Below are 14,564 nucleotides of genomic sequence, written 5' to 3' on the forward strand. Positions count from 1 at the left end.
CGACTTTTGGCGTGACCATGGAAAATGGCCAGTTCTCTGTCACCGACGCTGGGGTCGCATGCTCAGGCACGTTCCCGCACTGGCGTAATGCCACCATCGTGTTTCCAATCACCTGCACAGATGGAACGTCTGGCACGGTAACCATGACGCGCCCGACAGCGAACGCGTCAATGGTAGCTGGCGAAGGTACAATGAGCCTCAAGAATGGAGAAACTCGGCGATTTGTGTTCGGTCGCAAGGACATGTTGGGCTAACCATACTTGGCCAGCAAGGCATCCATCTCGCCGCTCGTCGGCGCGCTCGTGTCAGCATCGACGCCATTGGCCTCGTTGCGACCATGTATCGCTTCGAAGAACTCGGTCATAGTGGCGGCCCAGAAATCAGCAGGCCGCCACCCAAGACCACCGAGCGCCACTCGCATCCAGTCCCGCCACGGGAACTGGCTTTCTTGCTCTAGGCTGCCGCCTCGGCGACGGCTTCGTCGTTTCCCTCTTCACCATCGAAGTGATGCGACAACGCTTCGCTGATCGCGGCCGCGCAGGCCGAGAAGTGCTTCAGCTTGAGCTTGCTGATCGCAGAAAGACGATCGCCGCGAACCGTGAGCAGTTCAAGACCGGCCAGCGTCGCGGCCGCCTCGACGCCGGAAAGGCGCACGAACAGTTCCTGGAACGACTTACACTCAAGCCGTGTCGATACAGCAGCGAGGCCGCTCATGGTGGCGGCGATGACCAGAGGAACATCGCCGACCCACAAGGCAACTTCACCGCGGGCGCCGTTCACCTCAAGCGGGAACGGCTTGACCGTGGGCTTCTTTTCCTCTTCAGCCATGGATTACACCTCGGCCGTGAATTCAAGTTCAGCGGCAGCTTCGAACGTGGCGTCGAACTGCAGGTCATTTTCCATGTCGCCGCTTGCCGTGAAGCTCGTGACAAAGAACGGGCCTTCAAAGGTGCCCAGGCCCGGAACGACAACCTGCGCGTTGAAGATCTGGGTGTTGATCACCTTGCCCATGAAAGTTTTCATGATCGTGCTGGATACGAAGGTGCCGGAGCCCTGGAACGTCCGATTGGTGACGCCCGGACGGCCAGTCTTTTGAACCGGGCCGCCAGGGTTGGTGCAGCTTGGCTTGGTCGTATCGACCGAATTTGCCGAAAGATCGAAGCTTCGATCCTTCAGACCGCAGAGGTTGTTGAAAACCTCTGGGCCAGGGGTAGCTCCGTCCCCTACTTTGATAAGCAGCAGTCTACCGAGCTGTTCGCCGTCGGCCATAGTGGTCTCCTTCGCCGGCGTCGCCGGTCGTCATAATGGTTGGAATGGGGGTTGGGTGAAGCCGCAGCTACGCCAACGGCTTGTGCACAGAAGCCACGAACTCGATGACTGAGTGCGAGGACAGCCCGTCAGGATCGCGGAAAGTCCGCGTTTGCCGGTGCATGATCGAAACAAGGCGCCAAGAGGTCAGTGCCAACGGCGCAAGGTGCAAGGATTGGGCAACCGCGTCGGCGATCTTTTTGCATTCTGGGAAGCCAACCTTGCGGGACCAGGCGTGCAGCGTCAGGTAAACGACACCGCCAGTGATACATGTCGCGTCATCGCGGATGAACTGCGATTCACCGATCGTGACGTAGCCTTCTTTCGGCGTCGCCCACGCCGTTTCGGGCGGCTGGTCGTAGACGCCGTTGATGAGAGAGGTCAGCGGGGCGTCAACCTTCAAGCGCGCGACAATAGCGCCCTGCAGTTCAAGTTCTGCGCTCATCACATGGTCCTACTTTAGCATGGCCTCGCGAACCCCTTTGTTCACGGCGGCTTGAATGCGCTTCTTTGCCTTCGCACGCATCTCGCGCCACGAAGGAAAAATGTGGGGCTGCGCGGCCGTGCCTGGATGCTGCGTGCCGCCGCCTTCAGTGTGCGTCGCCTGCCCCAAGGCAGTCCCGCCACCAGCCGCCGTGTTGTGAGGCGCAGTGCCGAATTCGAGCCACCTCCAAAGAAACGACGCAAACACGCCGGCGGCCGATGGATCCTTCGAAGGATTGGTGCCGACGGGCTTTTTGTCCGGATGATCGGCGAGCCGCGCGCCTTCGAAACTATGCATGTATTCAAGCGTGGCACCGGTCGGAGCCCTCGTCGAAATGCGTTCGGCCACCTCTTCGGCGATCTTCAGCTTTTCAGCAGCGGCATACTTCTCTACGTTCGGCGCGATCTCATTAAGCCGCTTCGATAGCGCCTCGCGGCCGATGATCTTCGTTTTCAGCGCCATAGTTACGTTGCCACCCCGTCGTCGACCAGCAACTCGAGCCATGCGCTCTTTTGGTCAGGATTGGTGACCGTGCGGATGTTCAGTACCCGCTTGTCATTGCGAGCGTCCACCGCCCTCCATGCTGGCGTGATTTCGCGACTGGCTGCGTAGGAGCGAATGCGAGCCGTGTACGGCTGTACGCCCGTCAGTCTAGCGGCCTGAACAGGCTCACTGCCTCGGAGCGGCACCAGCTCGGCAACGTCCGTAAAAACGGTGGTGAAGTCGCCGCCGACCTCATTGCCCATGCCGTCGTCGATCATTTCACGACGCTGGAAGTGCAGCTTCTCGCGCATCCGACCGGCGCTAGGTCTTTTTGCCATCCGCCCTCTCCCGCTTCGGTGCAGTCGCCTTCACGGCTTTGCCCGCGGCCTGCGCCTCGTCAGCGCACGCTCGCGTCACATTTACGTGGTGGCCCGCTTTGTAGGCCACGGTGAAGCCAGGCTGCACCCAGTTGAAGTTTTCGGTGAAGACTACGTGCATGGGTTCCTATGCTCCCCTCCTGAAATTACAGAGAAGTGCGTCAAAGGCAGTCCAGTCATCGAGCTCCGCGTTCTCGCGGTTCTCATAGGCGTCGCCAAGGAACAGCAGAATTGCCTGCTTCACGGCAGGAGGAGCGTCGGCATAGCCAACGACCGCAATTACAGTAATGCGGGATCCAGACTGGATCGCCGGCCACTGCTGGCCGTACGTCGTGACGATCGAAACCTCGAAGCCATCGTTGCGAAGCTCATATACGGTGTCTGGCAGCGTCTGCGGCGCGCCGGTTGTATCGATGTAGGCGATCGACGTCACCGAGCTCATCGGCGCCTCTGGCAGCCTGACGAAATCGCAGAAGCCATCACACTTCATCTCAACGGTCTGGCTAGCGAAACGCACGTTGCTGTACTTCTCTGCATGGTCGCGAGCTGACTTGATCATCAGATCGATGTCAGCGTCGTCGTCATCAAACGTAATGTGCAGCCTGCGCTTGGCTTCTTCGGCTGTTACAGGCTCAGTCGTCGCCGCCGTGGTCACTTTCGTCGGATACCACATAAGCCTTGCCTTTCTTGCCACGGCGTTCAGACGACACAGGCTGCGGGTGCGGGACCGCTCCATCTGCGACCAGTTTGGCAAAGCCAGCATCGATCAGCCTGACTGCTTCCGCCTGAGGGAATTCTCGCTCGTCGCCTGGCGCCAGTGAATATTCGTTGCCGGCGAGACCGACTAACATCTGAATTTTCATGATCTCTCCAAGGAAGGAGGCGGGCCGAAGCCCGCCAACCCCGATTAGGAAGCAGCAGTGATCAGGTGCTTCACGGCTGCTACGTCGCCGAGCTCTCCGTCGAAGCGGATGAGACCAGCAATCCCCAAATCCGGCCAAAAGCGCTCGCGCAGCACGCCGATGACCGGCGAGCCGACCTTGCGAACGAAGTACTTCGAGAAGTCGCCGAACAGCACGACCTTCTTGGCCGCGGCAAGCGCGTCCATGTCATCGTTGATGCTGTAACGGTAGCCGAGTAGCGTTCCGGGCTGGGCGGTCGTGACATCCCCCATTTGCCACAGAAAATTCCCCTGCCCGTCCTTCAATTTTCTGATGGCAGCCAGGGTAGTGTCCGCGAACATGAACCTGGTCTTCGGCGAACGGCGATATGCGGCATTTACAGAGTGCAGGAGATCGATGATTTCATCGGCGGTGATTGCAGCAGCCGCTGCGGCAGTCTTACCGAGCGAAGAAGCCGTGACGACGCCGTTCGGGTCATCGGTACCGTCGCCGATGGTCAGTTCGCGGTTGGCAATACGGCCGAGTCGTTCGCCAAGCAGCGAGCCGAGCAACGATTCCATATTGAAAATGGAATCCTTCGCCAGTTCCATCGAGAACTTTACGAACTCGGTGTCATAGACGTAGGCGTCGAGCCGCTTCTGCCCGAAGACTGCGTCCTGGGAGCCGTCGTCGGCAATAGCAGCGCCTTCGGTGTGCTTCGCGCCGGTCTTCGAGGTGTCATCGACAGTGGGCAGGTTGATTTGGTTGCCGCCCGCGGTAGAGATGACCGTCGCGATGTCCTCGTCGTACATCGGACCCCAATCTTTCATGGAGCGGACAAGAATGTTGGCAAGCTCGACGGGAACGGTGTAGCCGCCTGGACCGCCGGAGGTAGTAACCTGCGTACGGAATTCCTTGGCAGACTGAACGCCAGCCTTAAGGACCGAGCGCTCTTCCGAGGACAGTTCGCTGATGTCGGCGCCGCCAGCCAGGAACTTGTAGAAAACCTCACGATATTCGGACGCCTCGCCAGCGTCCTGGCCGCGGGCTTCGGAATCGCCGCCGTTCGGGCGCTGACGCGCCCGCTCTTCAGCCTGCCGATCGGCAAAACGCTTCTCGACCGCAGCCATGCGCTCTTCGCGCTCGATATTCTTCTCGATCTTGTCGAAGTCGGCCATGATCGCGTCGTGACGAGCTTCGAGCTCGGCGGAGCGGGCTTCATCGGTGTTGTCGTTGATTTCGTTCAGCGCCTCGCGGGCCTGCGTCATCAGGCGGCCGCGCTTTTCCTGCAGTTCAGTAAGGGACATGCTCTTCTCCAATAAAAAAGCCCGCATGAAGCGAGCTCGTGTTGTGGTGCGAAATGGCAGGACGTTCCTGCCCTCCGGCTCGCGCCGGGTGGACTACGGTGCGTCCTGCCGGATGCCCCGAAACTTGTTTTCCATGGCGGCCTTCTTGCCGGCTACACGGCGTGCGGCGGCTCGAGCGTTGTGCCGGCCGACAGATCGGAACTCTTCAAGCGAACGCTTGCCGAGCGTTGTATCGTCGTAGGCTGGGAACGCGACTGCGCTAACCTCGAATAGGTCGACAGCCTGAATGGTGCGTACCGGCATGTCGCCAGTCTCGTCCCATTCCTGCTTCGTCACCCGGAAGCCGAATGACATGCCGCTGATGTCGCCGCGCTCAACCAGCGTCCAGAGATCGTTACCGTCAGTGGTGTTCGGAACGTCGATCTCAACCCGCAGGCCGTGAGCGTCCTCCTTGAGCCGCAGCGTGCCGCTCTTGGTTCGTCCGATGACGCGCCCCATGTTGTGATCCACCAGCGCGCGGATGTCCCCGCCGATCGTCCCAGCAAAAGCGCCAGGCGCGATGCGCTCGATCCACCAATCGCCGATGCTGGTATCGCTGTTAAAGACAGCAGCGTAGCCGGCAAGCGTGCGTTTCTCATCTTCAGCGCGGGCCTCAACGCCGTGAAGCCCGCCACGTTTCTCGAATTCACTCATGCGGCTTCCGCCTCGTTCTCATTATTGTCGTTGGCAGGTGCTTGGCCTTCCGCTGGCTGCTCCCCAGATGCGGAGAGCGGCACAGTCGCCCCTTGGATGAACAACTTGTCTCCGTCGTCGAGCGGCGGAAGGTTCTCAAGCGCACGAACCTCGTTTGGTGTGCGGATGGCGTTCTGGATAGACGTTCCGTAACCGTCCATGCGCGTCTTGAAATCGCCCCTGAGCAATCCATCAAGGTTGTGCTCGACGTAGCGGCCGCGGTTCTCACGGCCGAATATCTTCAGGTTCATCTCGCCTTCGAGCGCCTCGGCCCACTGGCCAATGAGGTGCTTCACCAGATGCAAATCCTGCTGCTCGGCGTTCGTGAACGTCGCCCTTGTCAGATCCTGCAAAAACACCGGCGGAATCTGGTAGGTGCGCGCGATCTCCTCGACCTGGAACCGGCGAGCGTCGATCATCTGTCCCTTGGCGGGATCGATGCCGACGGGCTTCAACTCGTAGCCAGGCGGAATCGGAAAGACCTGCTCGTTGGCGTTTTTCGCCGCGTCGACAGACCGCTTGATGTCTGCCTGTGCACGCTTCATCGCATCGGCGCCCGCCGGCAGAGGGCCGGTCAGTGCCAACGGTGGCACGCCGCCGCCTGCAAAGAAATTGCTGCCGTAATCGTTCATCGCCAGCGCAAGCTGGATGGCCTTGGCAGCCATCACGATCGGACCGTAGTGATGCAGGCCGTTCGATCTCAGCATGAACGGCACGTCGATAACGTCGGCGGCAGGATATTCCTTCGTACCGCTCTCATCGCTGTACTGATAGGTGACCTTGAGCCCAGTGCGTTTGATAACCGTTTTCGCCGGATCCATCGGCCAGAGCGCCTCAATCCCCTGCGGGGTGCGCTCAATCCACGCCAGACCGCGGCCGCCGGTGAATACCTGCTGCCAGAAGTACTGACGGAACTTGAAGCTATCCATGCCGTCGTTCGGCGCGTCATGCACCACGACTTCGATCTTGCCGCTCAGCTTCTTCGGCCCCTCCTTCGTCGACCGATAGGCGTGCAGCGGCAACGACGCGAGCGTGCGCGACAGAAATGCCACCGCAGCCCAGACGGCAGGCACGGTCAACGCACTGTCGATCGACACCGATTGCAGATTTGCCGACTGCACGCCGAAGAATGCCAAGAAGTTCTCCGAACTCACCGGCACTGTAGGATTTTCGATGGTTGCACGCGCTTCCGCGGCGATTTGAGCCGTTCGGCGGACAAACCAGTCTTTTATAGCCATTTATGCCGCCTTATTGAGTGAGAATTCTGGATCGTCCCATGGGCTGTGCGTCGATGCGGCCCCCTCGTATGTGCCGGCCATTGCAGCCGCCATGGTGAGGGCTACGGCGCCGTCGATGCGCCCGCGAGATTTCTGCTTGTCGAGTTTGCGATTGCCGCTCGGGTCTGGCCTAACCGTCGCATTCATGATGCACATGTTGAGCACCGGGTGCTCGCCGTGGGCCAGACGCTTGTTCAGCACGAGGCTTTCAAGGTCACGGAGCGCCGGCGACATCGAGGCATAGCCCTGGCCGAACGGTTCAAATACCGCATCGTCGCCGTCAAGCTGCTCTTCTGTGAAGCCAGACTTCTGCAGCCAAGGCTTCAGGTGCCGCCAGTTCCATCGGTCGAACGCAATCTTGCGGATGTCGAGAGTATCGAACAGTCCGCGCAGGTAATGCGCAACGAACTCATAGTCGACGGTCGGGCCAGGCGTTGCTTCTAGCAGCCCCTGCGTATGCCAAACGTCGTATGGCACGCGGTCGGCTTTGGCTTTGTCTCGCAGACTGTCACCGGGAAGCCAGAACGTAGGCTTCACGTACCAGATCGTGCCTGTGTCGGTCTCCTTCGGCGCCATAAGCACCAATGAGGTCAAGTCGGACACTTCCGACAAGTCGAGCCCGCCAAAAACAGGCAGGCCGTCGAAGGCCGAAACCTCACTGCCACATGCCCGCCAGACGCTAGGCGAGAACAGCGGCGCCGATGCATCAATGCGCTGATTCAGGAACAACCAGCGAAAACTGGCTTCCTTCGTCGGCATGCGCATCGCGAGTTGCGAGAAGTCCTCGATGTCCTTGGTCGAGCGGAAGATGCCAAGCGCCGGATTCGCCGCCGCCCATGCAGACCGGTCGTTAAGTTCGCACTCTTTCGGCGCGCTGTGGATGTGGCTAACGATGCGCGGATCCTTCGACGTCTCAGCGTCATCGATCCAGCGGGAGAAAAGATCGTTGTCCGTTGCCGCCTGCGTCGAGATCGCAAACAGCATCGCGCGCCCTTCATAGGCGCCCTGCGACGTTTCGATCGCCTCGACGAAATCGTCGGTCGGTCCCTTGATCTGACCTACCTCGTCGAGGATTGCCAGGATAGGCGAGCCACCGTGTGCGCTCTTCGCTTCTGCGGAGCTCGCCTGATACTCAACGTTCTTCGCCAGGCCAACGATCATCTTGGCAGACGGCACGATACGCGCGAGCTTCGTGAGCTCCGGCGACATCATGATCATCTTGGCGGCGTAGTTGAAAACCTCAGCGGCCTGCTTTCGCGACCTGGCGCCGGAGACAATGCGGCCGTTCTGATATGCTTCCGGGCCGACGATGTGCGCCAGCAGTAGACATGCAATCAGACCGGTCTTGCCGTTCTTTCGCGCAATCGAGAGATACGCGCGCGAAGTGCCGGCCGGGTTGTCGTATACGGCGAGAATGAAGCGCTTCTGGAAATCCAGAAGCTTGACTGGCTTGCCGAGCAGCGTGCCTTCCGGCACGAGGCAATATTTCTCAATGAAGGCTATGACGCGTTCACCGCGCGTACGCTGCTTTGGCTTCTTGGCCATTCACCTTCAGCCCGGTCGCGCCAGCAAATCGTCCTCTAGTGGGTTGTCGCCCTCAATGTCCTTCGCGGCGGATCTACGCTTTGCCGCGTCTCTTGCCTCGCCCGCTTGCGCGCGCGCGTGAAGCGACAGAGATCGACGGAAGGAAAGAATGCTGCTGGCGTGCATCTGCACAATTGACTTTCGAGGGTTAGCCACCGGCGTCCCCTTGTCGGAATATGCAACGCCACCCTCCTCGCGGAGCAACTTCTGCTCACGCACAAGATCGGCCATCGTTCTGGCCAGCATCGCTGCAAGCTCAAGCTGATGAGCCGACCATTCCGAACGAGCAAATTCCGCAATGACGTTTTGAAAGAATGGTTGGTCGCCTTCATCGAGCGGCACATTATCTGGCGGCTCAATTTCCGCCGTGGCCTTGGCCATGACGCGCACCGCTTCGGCTGCGCTATCGATGCGCGCCTTTCGCTTTGCCATGGCTGAACCTCATAGAAAAATCTGTATTAGCGCTAACACTTGCTTAGGCCACCGGTAGGGCTACGGATCGGCCCAGACCTCGACCCGCCCCCTACCCCACCTCGATGGGGTAGCCGTCGACGCCTGTAATCGCGACCTTGGTGCCTCGGTCGATGCGTTGCTTCAGGCTGTCATGACATGGCTTGCAAAGTGACTGCAGATTGGCTGGGTCACTGAAGAGCTCAATGCTGCCCTTGTGAGCTTGAACATGGTCAACGACCGTGGCTTCGGTCACATCCTCGACGAGGAGGCAGAAGCGGCACAGCGGCTCTTGCGCCAACTGATGCAGGCGCAAACGCTTCCAAAGCGCGGTGTCGTAGAGGTGATGCCACGCATCGCGCGCGCTACTCGGAACTCTGGATTCCCGTTTGCGTTGTTCTTCTGTCAATGAAAGGAGGCCTCTGATGGCAGATGACAAAAAGAAAACCGCGGCAGACCGCCGCCTGGTCGCGGGCACCCAGAAGTATGAGCTCGACTACTTCGCAAGGAAGCACGGAATTCAACCCACGGATGCACGCCGCATTATTAAACAGCATGGAAACGACCGCGACGCGGCCGACAAAGCGGCCAGTCGACTGAAGGGATAACGAGTGCCGATGCGGAAACAAGAGCGGCTGCTCAACCAGTTAAGGGAGCAGCCGCATGATCACCCGTCGCCAGAGGAGGATAGCGCCAGGAGATGGGGAATGCCCACGGAATGCCGCGTCCAAGCCGCTGGCATCTAGCCGTAGATGGGCAAAGAGCAACCAGACGGGGTGCGCTATGTGGAAGCGTGTCTGGTCTTGTTGGTGCCTGCGCCAGCTTGACAGCCAGCAGCAGGTCTTTGACGAAGACAGGAGTTACAATTTCCTGCCCCGCAGATAGTTACCCGGCACGAAGCCGGGGAGACGCATGGCCTCAAGGAAATGTCATGATCATAAAAACAGCTCCCCCGTTATAGGGGAGCTGAATGCGCACAGTGTATACGCTATCCGAATTTTCGTCGTTCTATCAAGTAGTTGGCAGCCACCTCAGCACCGAAACTGGTCAACGAGGCGATGTCGCGGGCCAAGCCTTAGAACTGCCGATAAAAGGGCAAGGAACGGCCAGCGCACGAGGGACCGCCAACCTTTTCAGAGGTTACCAAGCTCTGCCTTGCCAATAGTTACCCAAGGCTCGCACGCGGCCTCGGGTCCGTCGCAACAGTCTGTGCGCCCGGAAAGGTGTGGGACAAGGCCACTGCCCTGTCCCTTCACCTTCATAGGGTCATGACTTGCGAGAACCTTCCCTCTTCTCAGGTTCGGCTCCGTACTCGGCCAATTCCATCGCTTTCACGAAGTTGTCGTTCGCAGCTCGGAGTAGTCGTCGCCCAGCATCGATTGCGTGGCGACCACGATACCCCCGCTTCTCTCCGAGCTCAGCAAGGCTCTTAGCCGTCATAGCTTCAGTCAGCACCCGAACGTGTTCGTCCTGCATAGCGTCTAGTCCTCGCTGGAACTTCTCTCGGTTTTCCTTCTCGGTATAGATGTCCTCCCACGCCTGTGAGCCACTTTCGCCGTTCTTTCCTTTCCGCCCAGCAATAAACAACTGCCGCAGGTTTGCAGGGCTGGCCGGAAAACCGTCTGGGCACTTGAGGACTGTCGGCAGAACCGCCGTGTTGGCGTAGGCATCCGCCAGCATCTGCCGATCCTGTGATTTTGTCGTCACCTCGCGTTCTTGCTTTCGAGGGCGAAGCTTTGGAGGCTTGGCCGCGCGAGCGGCGCCTACCATCCAGCGGTAATGCGAGTTGCTGCCCGACGCATCCTCAATGCCGCCTTTGTCCCGTTTACTTTTTTCCCTCGTGCCGAGCATGGCGCCTACGGGCATATCGATCTGTGCGTCGACGACCTTGTCCATGACAAGCTTCTGGCCCTTCTCAGTTTGGGACCCGTCGCTGAAGCGAAGATTGCCAATGCGAACGATCACCTTGTGTTCACCGCCATCTTCGTCGACGTGGGTGCCGTACTCGAAATCGCCGGCTACCGGGATGGCGTGAATTTCCCGATCTGCCCGTTGGGACTCGTGGCGACCGCCCGCCAACATCATGGGCTCACGCCGATACCTGACGACGACTTTGGCGTATGAATTTTCGAGCTCCTGCTCCGATGGGACGTATTCGACCGCGCGTTCTGCGCCGTATCCGTCCTCCGGTGGGTTGTTGTCATTCGCCGGCATGAGCCGCCAGTTCGATTTGACAGGAGCTGCCGGCTCAGCAACCACCACACCCTCAAGAACGCCATCCGGACGATTGCGCATGGCCAGCAAGGCGGAAAGCTCAGAGAAGCCCCGATGGCGTGGCTTCTCTGTCTTTAATCTCCTCCCGAAGATCTCATGATCGTGTTTGGGGGCGGTAGCGCGCCAGGCTTCAACAGCGGCGCGGTGTTCGGTGGTCGTGCGTTCCATTACAACTGAATCCTTCTTTTGCTGTAGTCCGGGATGACCTTAATGCTGGGTCCGACGTCCATTTCCCTGATCGCCTCACTCTCGGGTGTCGGCTCTTCGTCTGGCCCTTCGACCATCCTGGCGCAAACTTCTTTGACGAACTCGCGTTGCCGGCACGCCGCCAGCCAGGCTTCATCCTTGTGAATGAAATCAGGACCTCCAACGTAGTCGCGGAAATGATCAAGGACTCTGCTTTCAAGGCCTAAGAACAGTTCCTCGATGGAAAGCCGAACGACATCAAATCTGTCCTTGCGGCGCGATTTCTCTAGCCAGCCCATCAAGTCAGATATCTCGCGCCGCACCCGATCGCGGTCCTTGAAGGTGTATCTTGATATGCGGGTTGGAATGTCACCGTCATCTTCGATGTTCATCATCCCTCCTTCTTTGCGCCGTTGCCGTATTGCCACGTTGCCAACATGGATTCAGAGACGGGTTAGAAGGACCCGGAATCTGGTTTGAGAAGCTTCTTGGCAATATGGCAATAGAGATATTTTTTATATATATCTGTTTGATATATATACGTTTTTTCGTTGCTAAATCGTGGCAATAGATGGCAACCGTTGCCACGGTATTGAGGGCCAACTGGCGCCCCGTTGCTACGCTGCCAATTCCGTTGCCAAATGGAGCAGTTGGAACTTGCTTCCGGCGCCTGGCTTGGGGCGACCAAGGATCCTGACCTCGCCGCTCTCCATCAGGTACTGCAGCGCGCCATCTACTTCACGAAGATCGCTCCCGCGGACCCCCTTCCGGCGTAGTAACGACGAGTAGGCGATTGTCTGGTCTGGAGCCTCTCGCAGTACCTCCACGATGCACTTGCGCAGCGCCTCTGCGGGGCTCGATGACATGTGGCGGGACACGCCTGTCGCAATCAACTCGATCGATCGGTAAACGATGGCCCAAGCCCACTCGACGTCGTCGAGCGTTATCGATGGTTTCCGAGCGTCCCTGCTGATGGCTCTGATGGTAGCAAGCCGGACTGTATTTTCTGCGGCACGAGCATCGATGTCCTTGTACGTCTCGTCGCGTCCGTCGCGATGCTGCCACAAGAAAACCTCGCCCCACCGCCGGTACGCCTCCCCCTGCTCGCCGCCCTCGAACGGGATCTTGTACTTGGATCCAGCCTTCGTCGATTTCGGAAAACCTTGGATGGCGTTCTGAAGCGACGCCACGAGAGGACTTGGCGGTTTCAAGTCGACATCAAGCCTGGGAACCTTGATGGCGCCATCGATGCGCGCGCCAGTTACGAAGACGAAGCGGTTAATGAAGCCGTCAGATATCGATGCGGTGCTTAGGCCGGCGTACAGGGTGCTTGGAGTCGTCATCGCCAGGACGGTAAGCGCCGGACCTACTAGCGGCCCGTCATCTTTCTTGGTCTCCGCGTTCGCATAGATCCGTCCGTCGAATACCGAGTTCGACTGATCGAATATGGCCAGCAGCATTTTCCTGATCGACGCGGAAGCGGAATTCTGGTGCTTCCCGTTTATGTCTTGGAGCAGGATGCCGAATTCGTCCAGAACCGCGACAGTCGATATACTCTTGCGAAGCATGCGTTCGATTGCGGCATAGCTGGTCGGGTCCCCGTTGCTGACGCATCCCTGCGCCCCGCATTGGTCAGACAGTGTCCGGATCGCCTTCGGCGGGTGCCCTTTGCCTCCGGCGGTATCCAGCAGCGTCGCGAAGTAGATGTTCACACCAGCATTCGTCGGGCCGATCGCCAACTTGCCGAAGCAGCCGCCGAGCAACGCGATAGCAGCCGCCAGGGAAAGCTCACGAACGGGCACGATGGCTGTGTCGTTCACCCACGTCGCGACGCTCTCCAGGAGGCCGCCAGCGGCTTCCGGTGTAAACGGATTGGGGTGCATCGCCGGCGTTCCCGTGGCGGGTAAATTGTCGTTGGCGGGCACCGGTGTAGTGCCAGAGGATTTGAATTTCGCAACAATGCCAGCCGATGCTTGGGCTCCACGCTCACGCTCCTCGGCGTGCGGAGTTCCGTATTTGCCCCAGAGACGCGTGAAATCCTTTCCAGCGTCCTTTGTTGCGTAGCGTGCAAACCAGTTACCGGTCGCAGCTAAGAAGACCGCGCAGGCCTGTTCAGCGGTCAGCCCGTCGAAGGCCAGTTGCTCGACGACGCGCGCGGCATGCTCACTTCTATCGCCGACGTCATCAGCTGCAAGCATAGAGGCCGCTGTTTCGGAGAGCTCAATGCCATCCGCCGACGGCAAAACGCCCAGCGACACGGCCGAAGCTGCCGTCGGTGCGGACCACCATGGCTCTAGAGCGGCGCGAAGTTCCTCTACCGACGTGAGCGAGCCATCCCAGTCAAGATCGACTTCGACAGCAACTGGGTCCGCTGGCCGCCCTCGTTCAAGCTTTTTCCGGTTTGGCCAATTCAGACACCCAGGAACGCGCCAAACGTGGCTGACGTCCATGGTGCAGTGATCGGAGCCTGCGGCCCGCTTCAATGCGGCAGCAAGCGGCTTGGCTTCAGCAGGCGCAAGTGGTTTGTCCAACAACAAAAAGCATTGGAAGTTGCCAGGCGAACTTTCCACGACGTAGTTAGGATCGATGGGCATATGGCCAGACCGCCCGGTGTCGTCATCCATGTCGGCGACGAGCGCAAGGACCGCTGCAACGTCCGCCTCGGCTCCCTTCTTACCTCGCTCGAGCGACGGCCGCATCAGGTTCGGGCAAATGTAGACGTTGGCATTCGGCGTCTCTGCATGAGCCATGACGGCGTCGAACATGCCGTCCGCATCACCGACGGGGTGGTGGCTGATGATGCCGCCCGCCTTATCCTCGCCTGTCGGATTAGCGAAGAACGTCGAGACAACGAACTTGCCGACAAGACCTGCGGCCAGCTGATGCAGCATCTCGACGTGCGCGCGGATCGCAGCCTCGTCAAACGCGGCCGCAGGCGCGGTGTCAATTTTTGGAAGTGGTGCCATTGGCTGTCGCTTGCCTCTCGAGTTCGTTGATCGCTGCGGTGGTGATTTGGGCGGCCAGTGCCGGTGAGAAGGTGGCGAGGAGCCGACCTCCATTACCGTTGGGTGCGTAAGTGAGGTATCGGCCGTCAGGTCCCCGCATCAGTCGGAGACCGTAAACGCGAACATCTTCCGACAGCGCGAGATCGAACGTAGCAATGGCTTTGACCGTCCCGCCGCCAGAGTTGGCAGCGGGTTTAATGCTCAGGACCTTCATCT

19 protein-coding genes and 1 pseudogene are annotated in these 14,564 nt (G+C 59.4%); 1 reads left to right on the plus strand and 19 read right to left on the minus strand.

Annotation, left to right across the window (positions count from 1 at the left end; translation table 11 throughout):
* Nucleotides 1-250: 250 nt before the first annotated feature.
* The 15 genes and pseudogenes from IB277_RS38605 to IB277_RS07295 all read right to left on the minus strand — a co-directional run.
* Nucleotides 251-427, minus strand: a pseudogene (locus IB277_RS38605) (phage tail assembly chaperone); the annotation flags it as partial.
* Nucleotides 428-453: 26 nt separating this feature from the next.
* Nucleotides 454-828: a hypothetical protein gene (locus tag IB277_RS07230; RefSeq protein ID WP_192370912.1), complete on the minus strand. Its 375-nt coding sequence runs from the start codon at nt 826-828 to the stop codon at nt 454-456.
* 3 nt (nt 829-831) lie between these two features.
* Nucleotides 832-1,269, minus strand: coding sequence for a phage tail tube protein (locus tag IB277_RS07235; protein WP_192370913.1), 438 nt, complete (start codon nt 1,267-1,269; stop codon nt 832-834).
* 67 nt (nt 1,270-1,336) lie between these two features.
* Nucleotides 1,337-1,753 carry a DUF3168 domain-containing protein gene (locus IB277_RS07240; protein WP_210339590.1) on the minus strand — a complete coding sequence of 139 codons (417 nt, stop codon included), beginning with the start codon at nt 1,751-1,753 and terminating at the stop codon, nt 1,337-1,339.
* A 9-nt stretch (nt 1,754-1,762) separates the two neighbouring features.
* The gene (locus tag IB277_RS07245; protein WP_192370915.1) at nt 1,763-2,254 is read right to left on the minus strand and encodes an HK97 gp10 family phage protein; all 492 of its coding nucleotides are present in this window, start codon (nt 2,252-2,254) and stop codon (nt 1,763-1,765) included.
* A gap of 2 nt (nt 2,255-2,256) precedes the next feature.
* On the minus strand, nt 2,257-2,613 hold the full coding sequence (locus tag IB277_RS07250; RefSeq protein ID WP_192370916.1) for a head-tail adaptor protein: 357 nt from the start codon (nt 2,611-2,613) through the stop codon (nt 2,257-2,259).
* Nucleotides 2,597-2,773: a hypothetical protein gene (locus IB277_RS07255; protein WP_192370917.1), complete on the minus strand. Its 177-nt coding sequence runs from the start codon at nt 2,771-2,773 to the stop codon at nt 2,597-2,599. The genes IB277_RS07250 and IB277_RS07255 overlap by 17 nt, the downstream gene beginning before the upstream one ends.
* Nucleotides 2,774-2,779: 6 nt before the next feature.
* Nucleotides 2,780-3,325 carry a head-tail connector protein gene (locus tag IB277_RS07260; RefSeq protein WP_192370918.1) on the minus strand — a complete coding sequence of 182 codons (546 nt, stop codon included), beginning with the start codon at nt 3,323-3,325 and terminating at the stop codon, nt 2,780-2,782.
* The gene (locus tag IB277_RS07265) at nt 3,285-3,515 is read right to left on the minus strand and encodes a hypothetical protein (protein ID WP_192370919.1); all 231 of its coding nucleotides are present in this window, start codon (nt 3,513-3,515) and stop codon (nt 3,285-3,287) included. Before IB277_RS07265 ends, IB277_RS07260 begins: the two co-directional genes overlap by 41 nt.
* Before the next feature lie 44 nt (nt 3,516-3,559).
* Nucleotides 3,560-4,840 (minus strand): phage major capsid protein, encoded by a 1,281-nt coding sequence (locus IB277_RS07270; protein ID WP_192370920.1) that lies wholly within the window; start codon nt 4,838-4,840, stop codon nt 3,560-3,562.
* 93 nt (nt 4,841-4,933) lie between these two features.
* Nucleotides 4,934-5,533 (minus strand): HK97 family phage prohead protease, encoded by a 600-nt coding sequence (locus IB277_RS07275; protein WP_192370921.1) that lies wholly within the window; start codon nt 5,531-5,533, stop codon nt 4,934-4,936.
* A complete protein-coding gene (locus tag IB277_RS07280) occupies nt 5,530-6,708 on the minus strand; it encodes a phage portal protein (RefSeq protein ID WP_246812716.1) in 1,179 nt (392 codons plus the stop codon). Before IB277_RS07280 ends, IB277_RS07275 begins: the two co-directional genes overlap by 4 nt.
* Before the next feature lie 102 nt (nt 6,709-6,810).
* Nucleotides 6,811-8,325 (minus strand): terminase large subunit, encoded by a 1,515-nt coding sequence (locus IB277_RS07285; protein WP_371813571.1) that lies wholly within the window; start codon nt 8,323-8,325, stop codon nt 6,811-6,813.
* Nucleotides 8,326-8,400: 75 nt separating this feature from the next.
* Nucleotides 8,401-8,865 (minus strand): terminase small subunit, encoded by a 465-nt coding sequence (locus IB277_RS07290; protein ID WP_192370924.1) that lies wholly within the window; start codon nt 8,863-8,865, stop codon nt 8,401-8,403.
* 91 nt (nt 8,866-8,956) lie between these two features.
* Nucleotides 8,957-9,292, minus strand: a complete 336-nt coding sequence (locus tag IB277_RS07295; RefSeq protein ID WP_192370925.1) for an HNH endonuclease — start codon at nt 9,290-9,292, stop codon at nt 8,957-8,959.
* 16 nt (nt 9,293-9,308) lie between these two features.
* On the opposite strand from IB277_RS07295, the gene IB277_RS07300 reads away from it, so the two are divergent.
* Nucleotides 9,309-9,491: a DUF3606 domain-containing protein gene (locus tag IB277_RS07300; protein WP_192370926.1), complete on the plus strand. Its 183-nt coding sequence runs from the start codon at nt 9,309-9,311 to the stop codon at nt 9,489-9,491.
* A gap of 658 nt (nt 9,492-10,149) precedes the next feature.
* On the opposite strand, the gene IB277_RS07305 is transcribed toward IB277_RS07300, so the two are convergent.
* From IB277_RS07305 to IB277_RS07320, 4 genes are all read right to left on the minus strand, one after another.
* A complete protein-coding gene (locus IB277_RS07305) occupies nt 10,150-11,325 on the minus strand; it encodes a hypothetical protein (protein ID WP_192370927.1) in 1,176 nt (391 codons plus the stop codon).
* Nucleotides 11,325-11,735, minus strand: coding sequence for a hypothetical protein (locus IB277_RS07310; protein WP_210339591.1), 411 nt, complete (start codon nt 11,733-11,735; stop codon nt 11,325-11,327). The genes IB277_RS07305 and IB277_RS07310 overlap by 1 nt, the downstream gene beginning before the upstream one ends.
* A gap of 225 nt (nt 11,736-11,960) precedes the next feature.
* A complete protein-coding gene (locus tag IB277_RS07315; RefSeq protein WP_192370929.1) occupies nt 11,961-14,309 on the minus strand; it encodes a DUF3987 domain-containing protein in 2,349 nt (782 codons plus the stop codon).
* Nucleotides 14,287-14,562, minus strand: a complete 276-nt coding sequence (locus IB277_RS07320; protein ID WP_192370930.1) for a hypothetical protein — start codon at nt 14,560-14,562, stop codon at nt 14,287-14,289. The genes IB277_RS07315 and IB277_RS07320 overlap by 23 nt, the downstream gene beginning before the upstream one ends.
* Between the last annotated feature and the right edge of the window lie 2 nt (nt 14,563-14,564).

The sequence above is a fragment of the Ensifer sp. ENS07 genome (genome assembly GCF_014852185.1).
Lineage (GTDB): Bacteria > Pseudomonadota > Alphaproteobacteria > Rhizobiales > Rhizobiaceae > Ensifer > Ensifer adhaerens.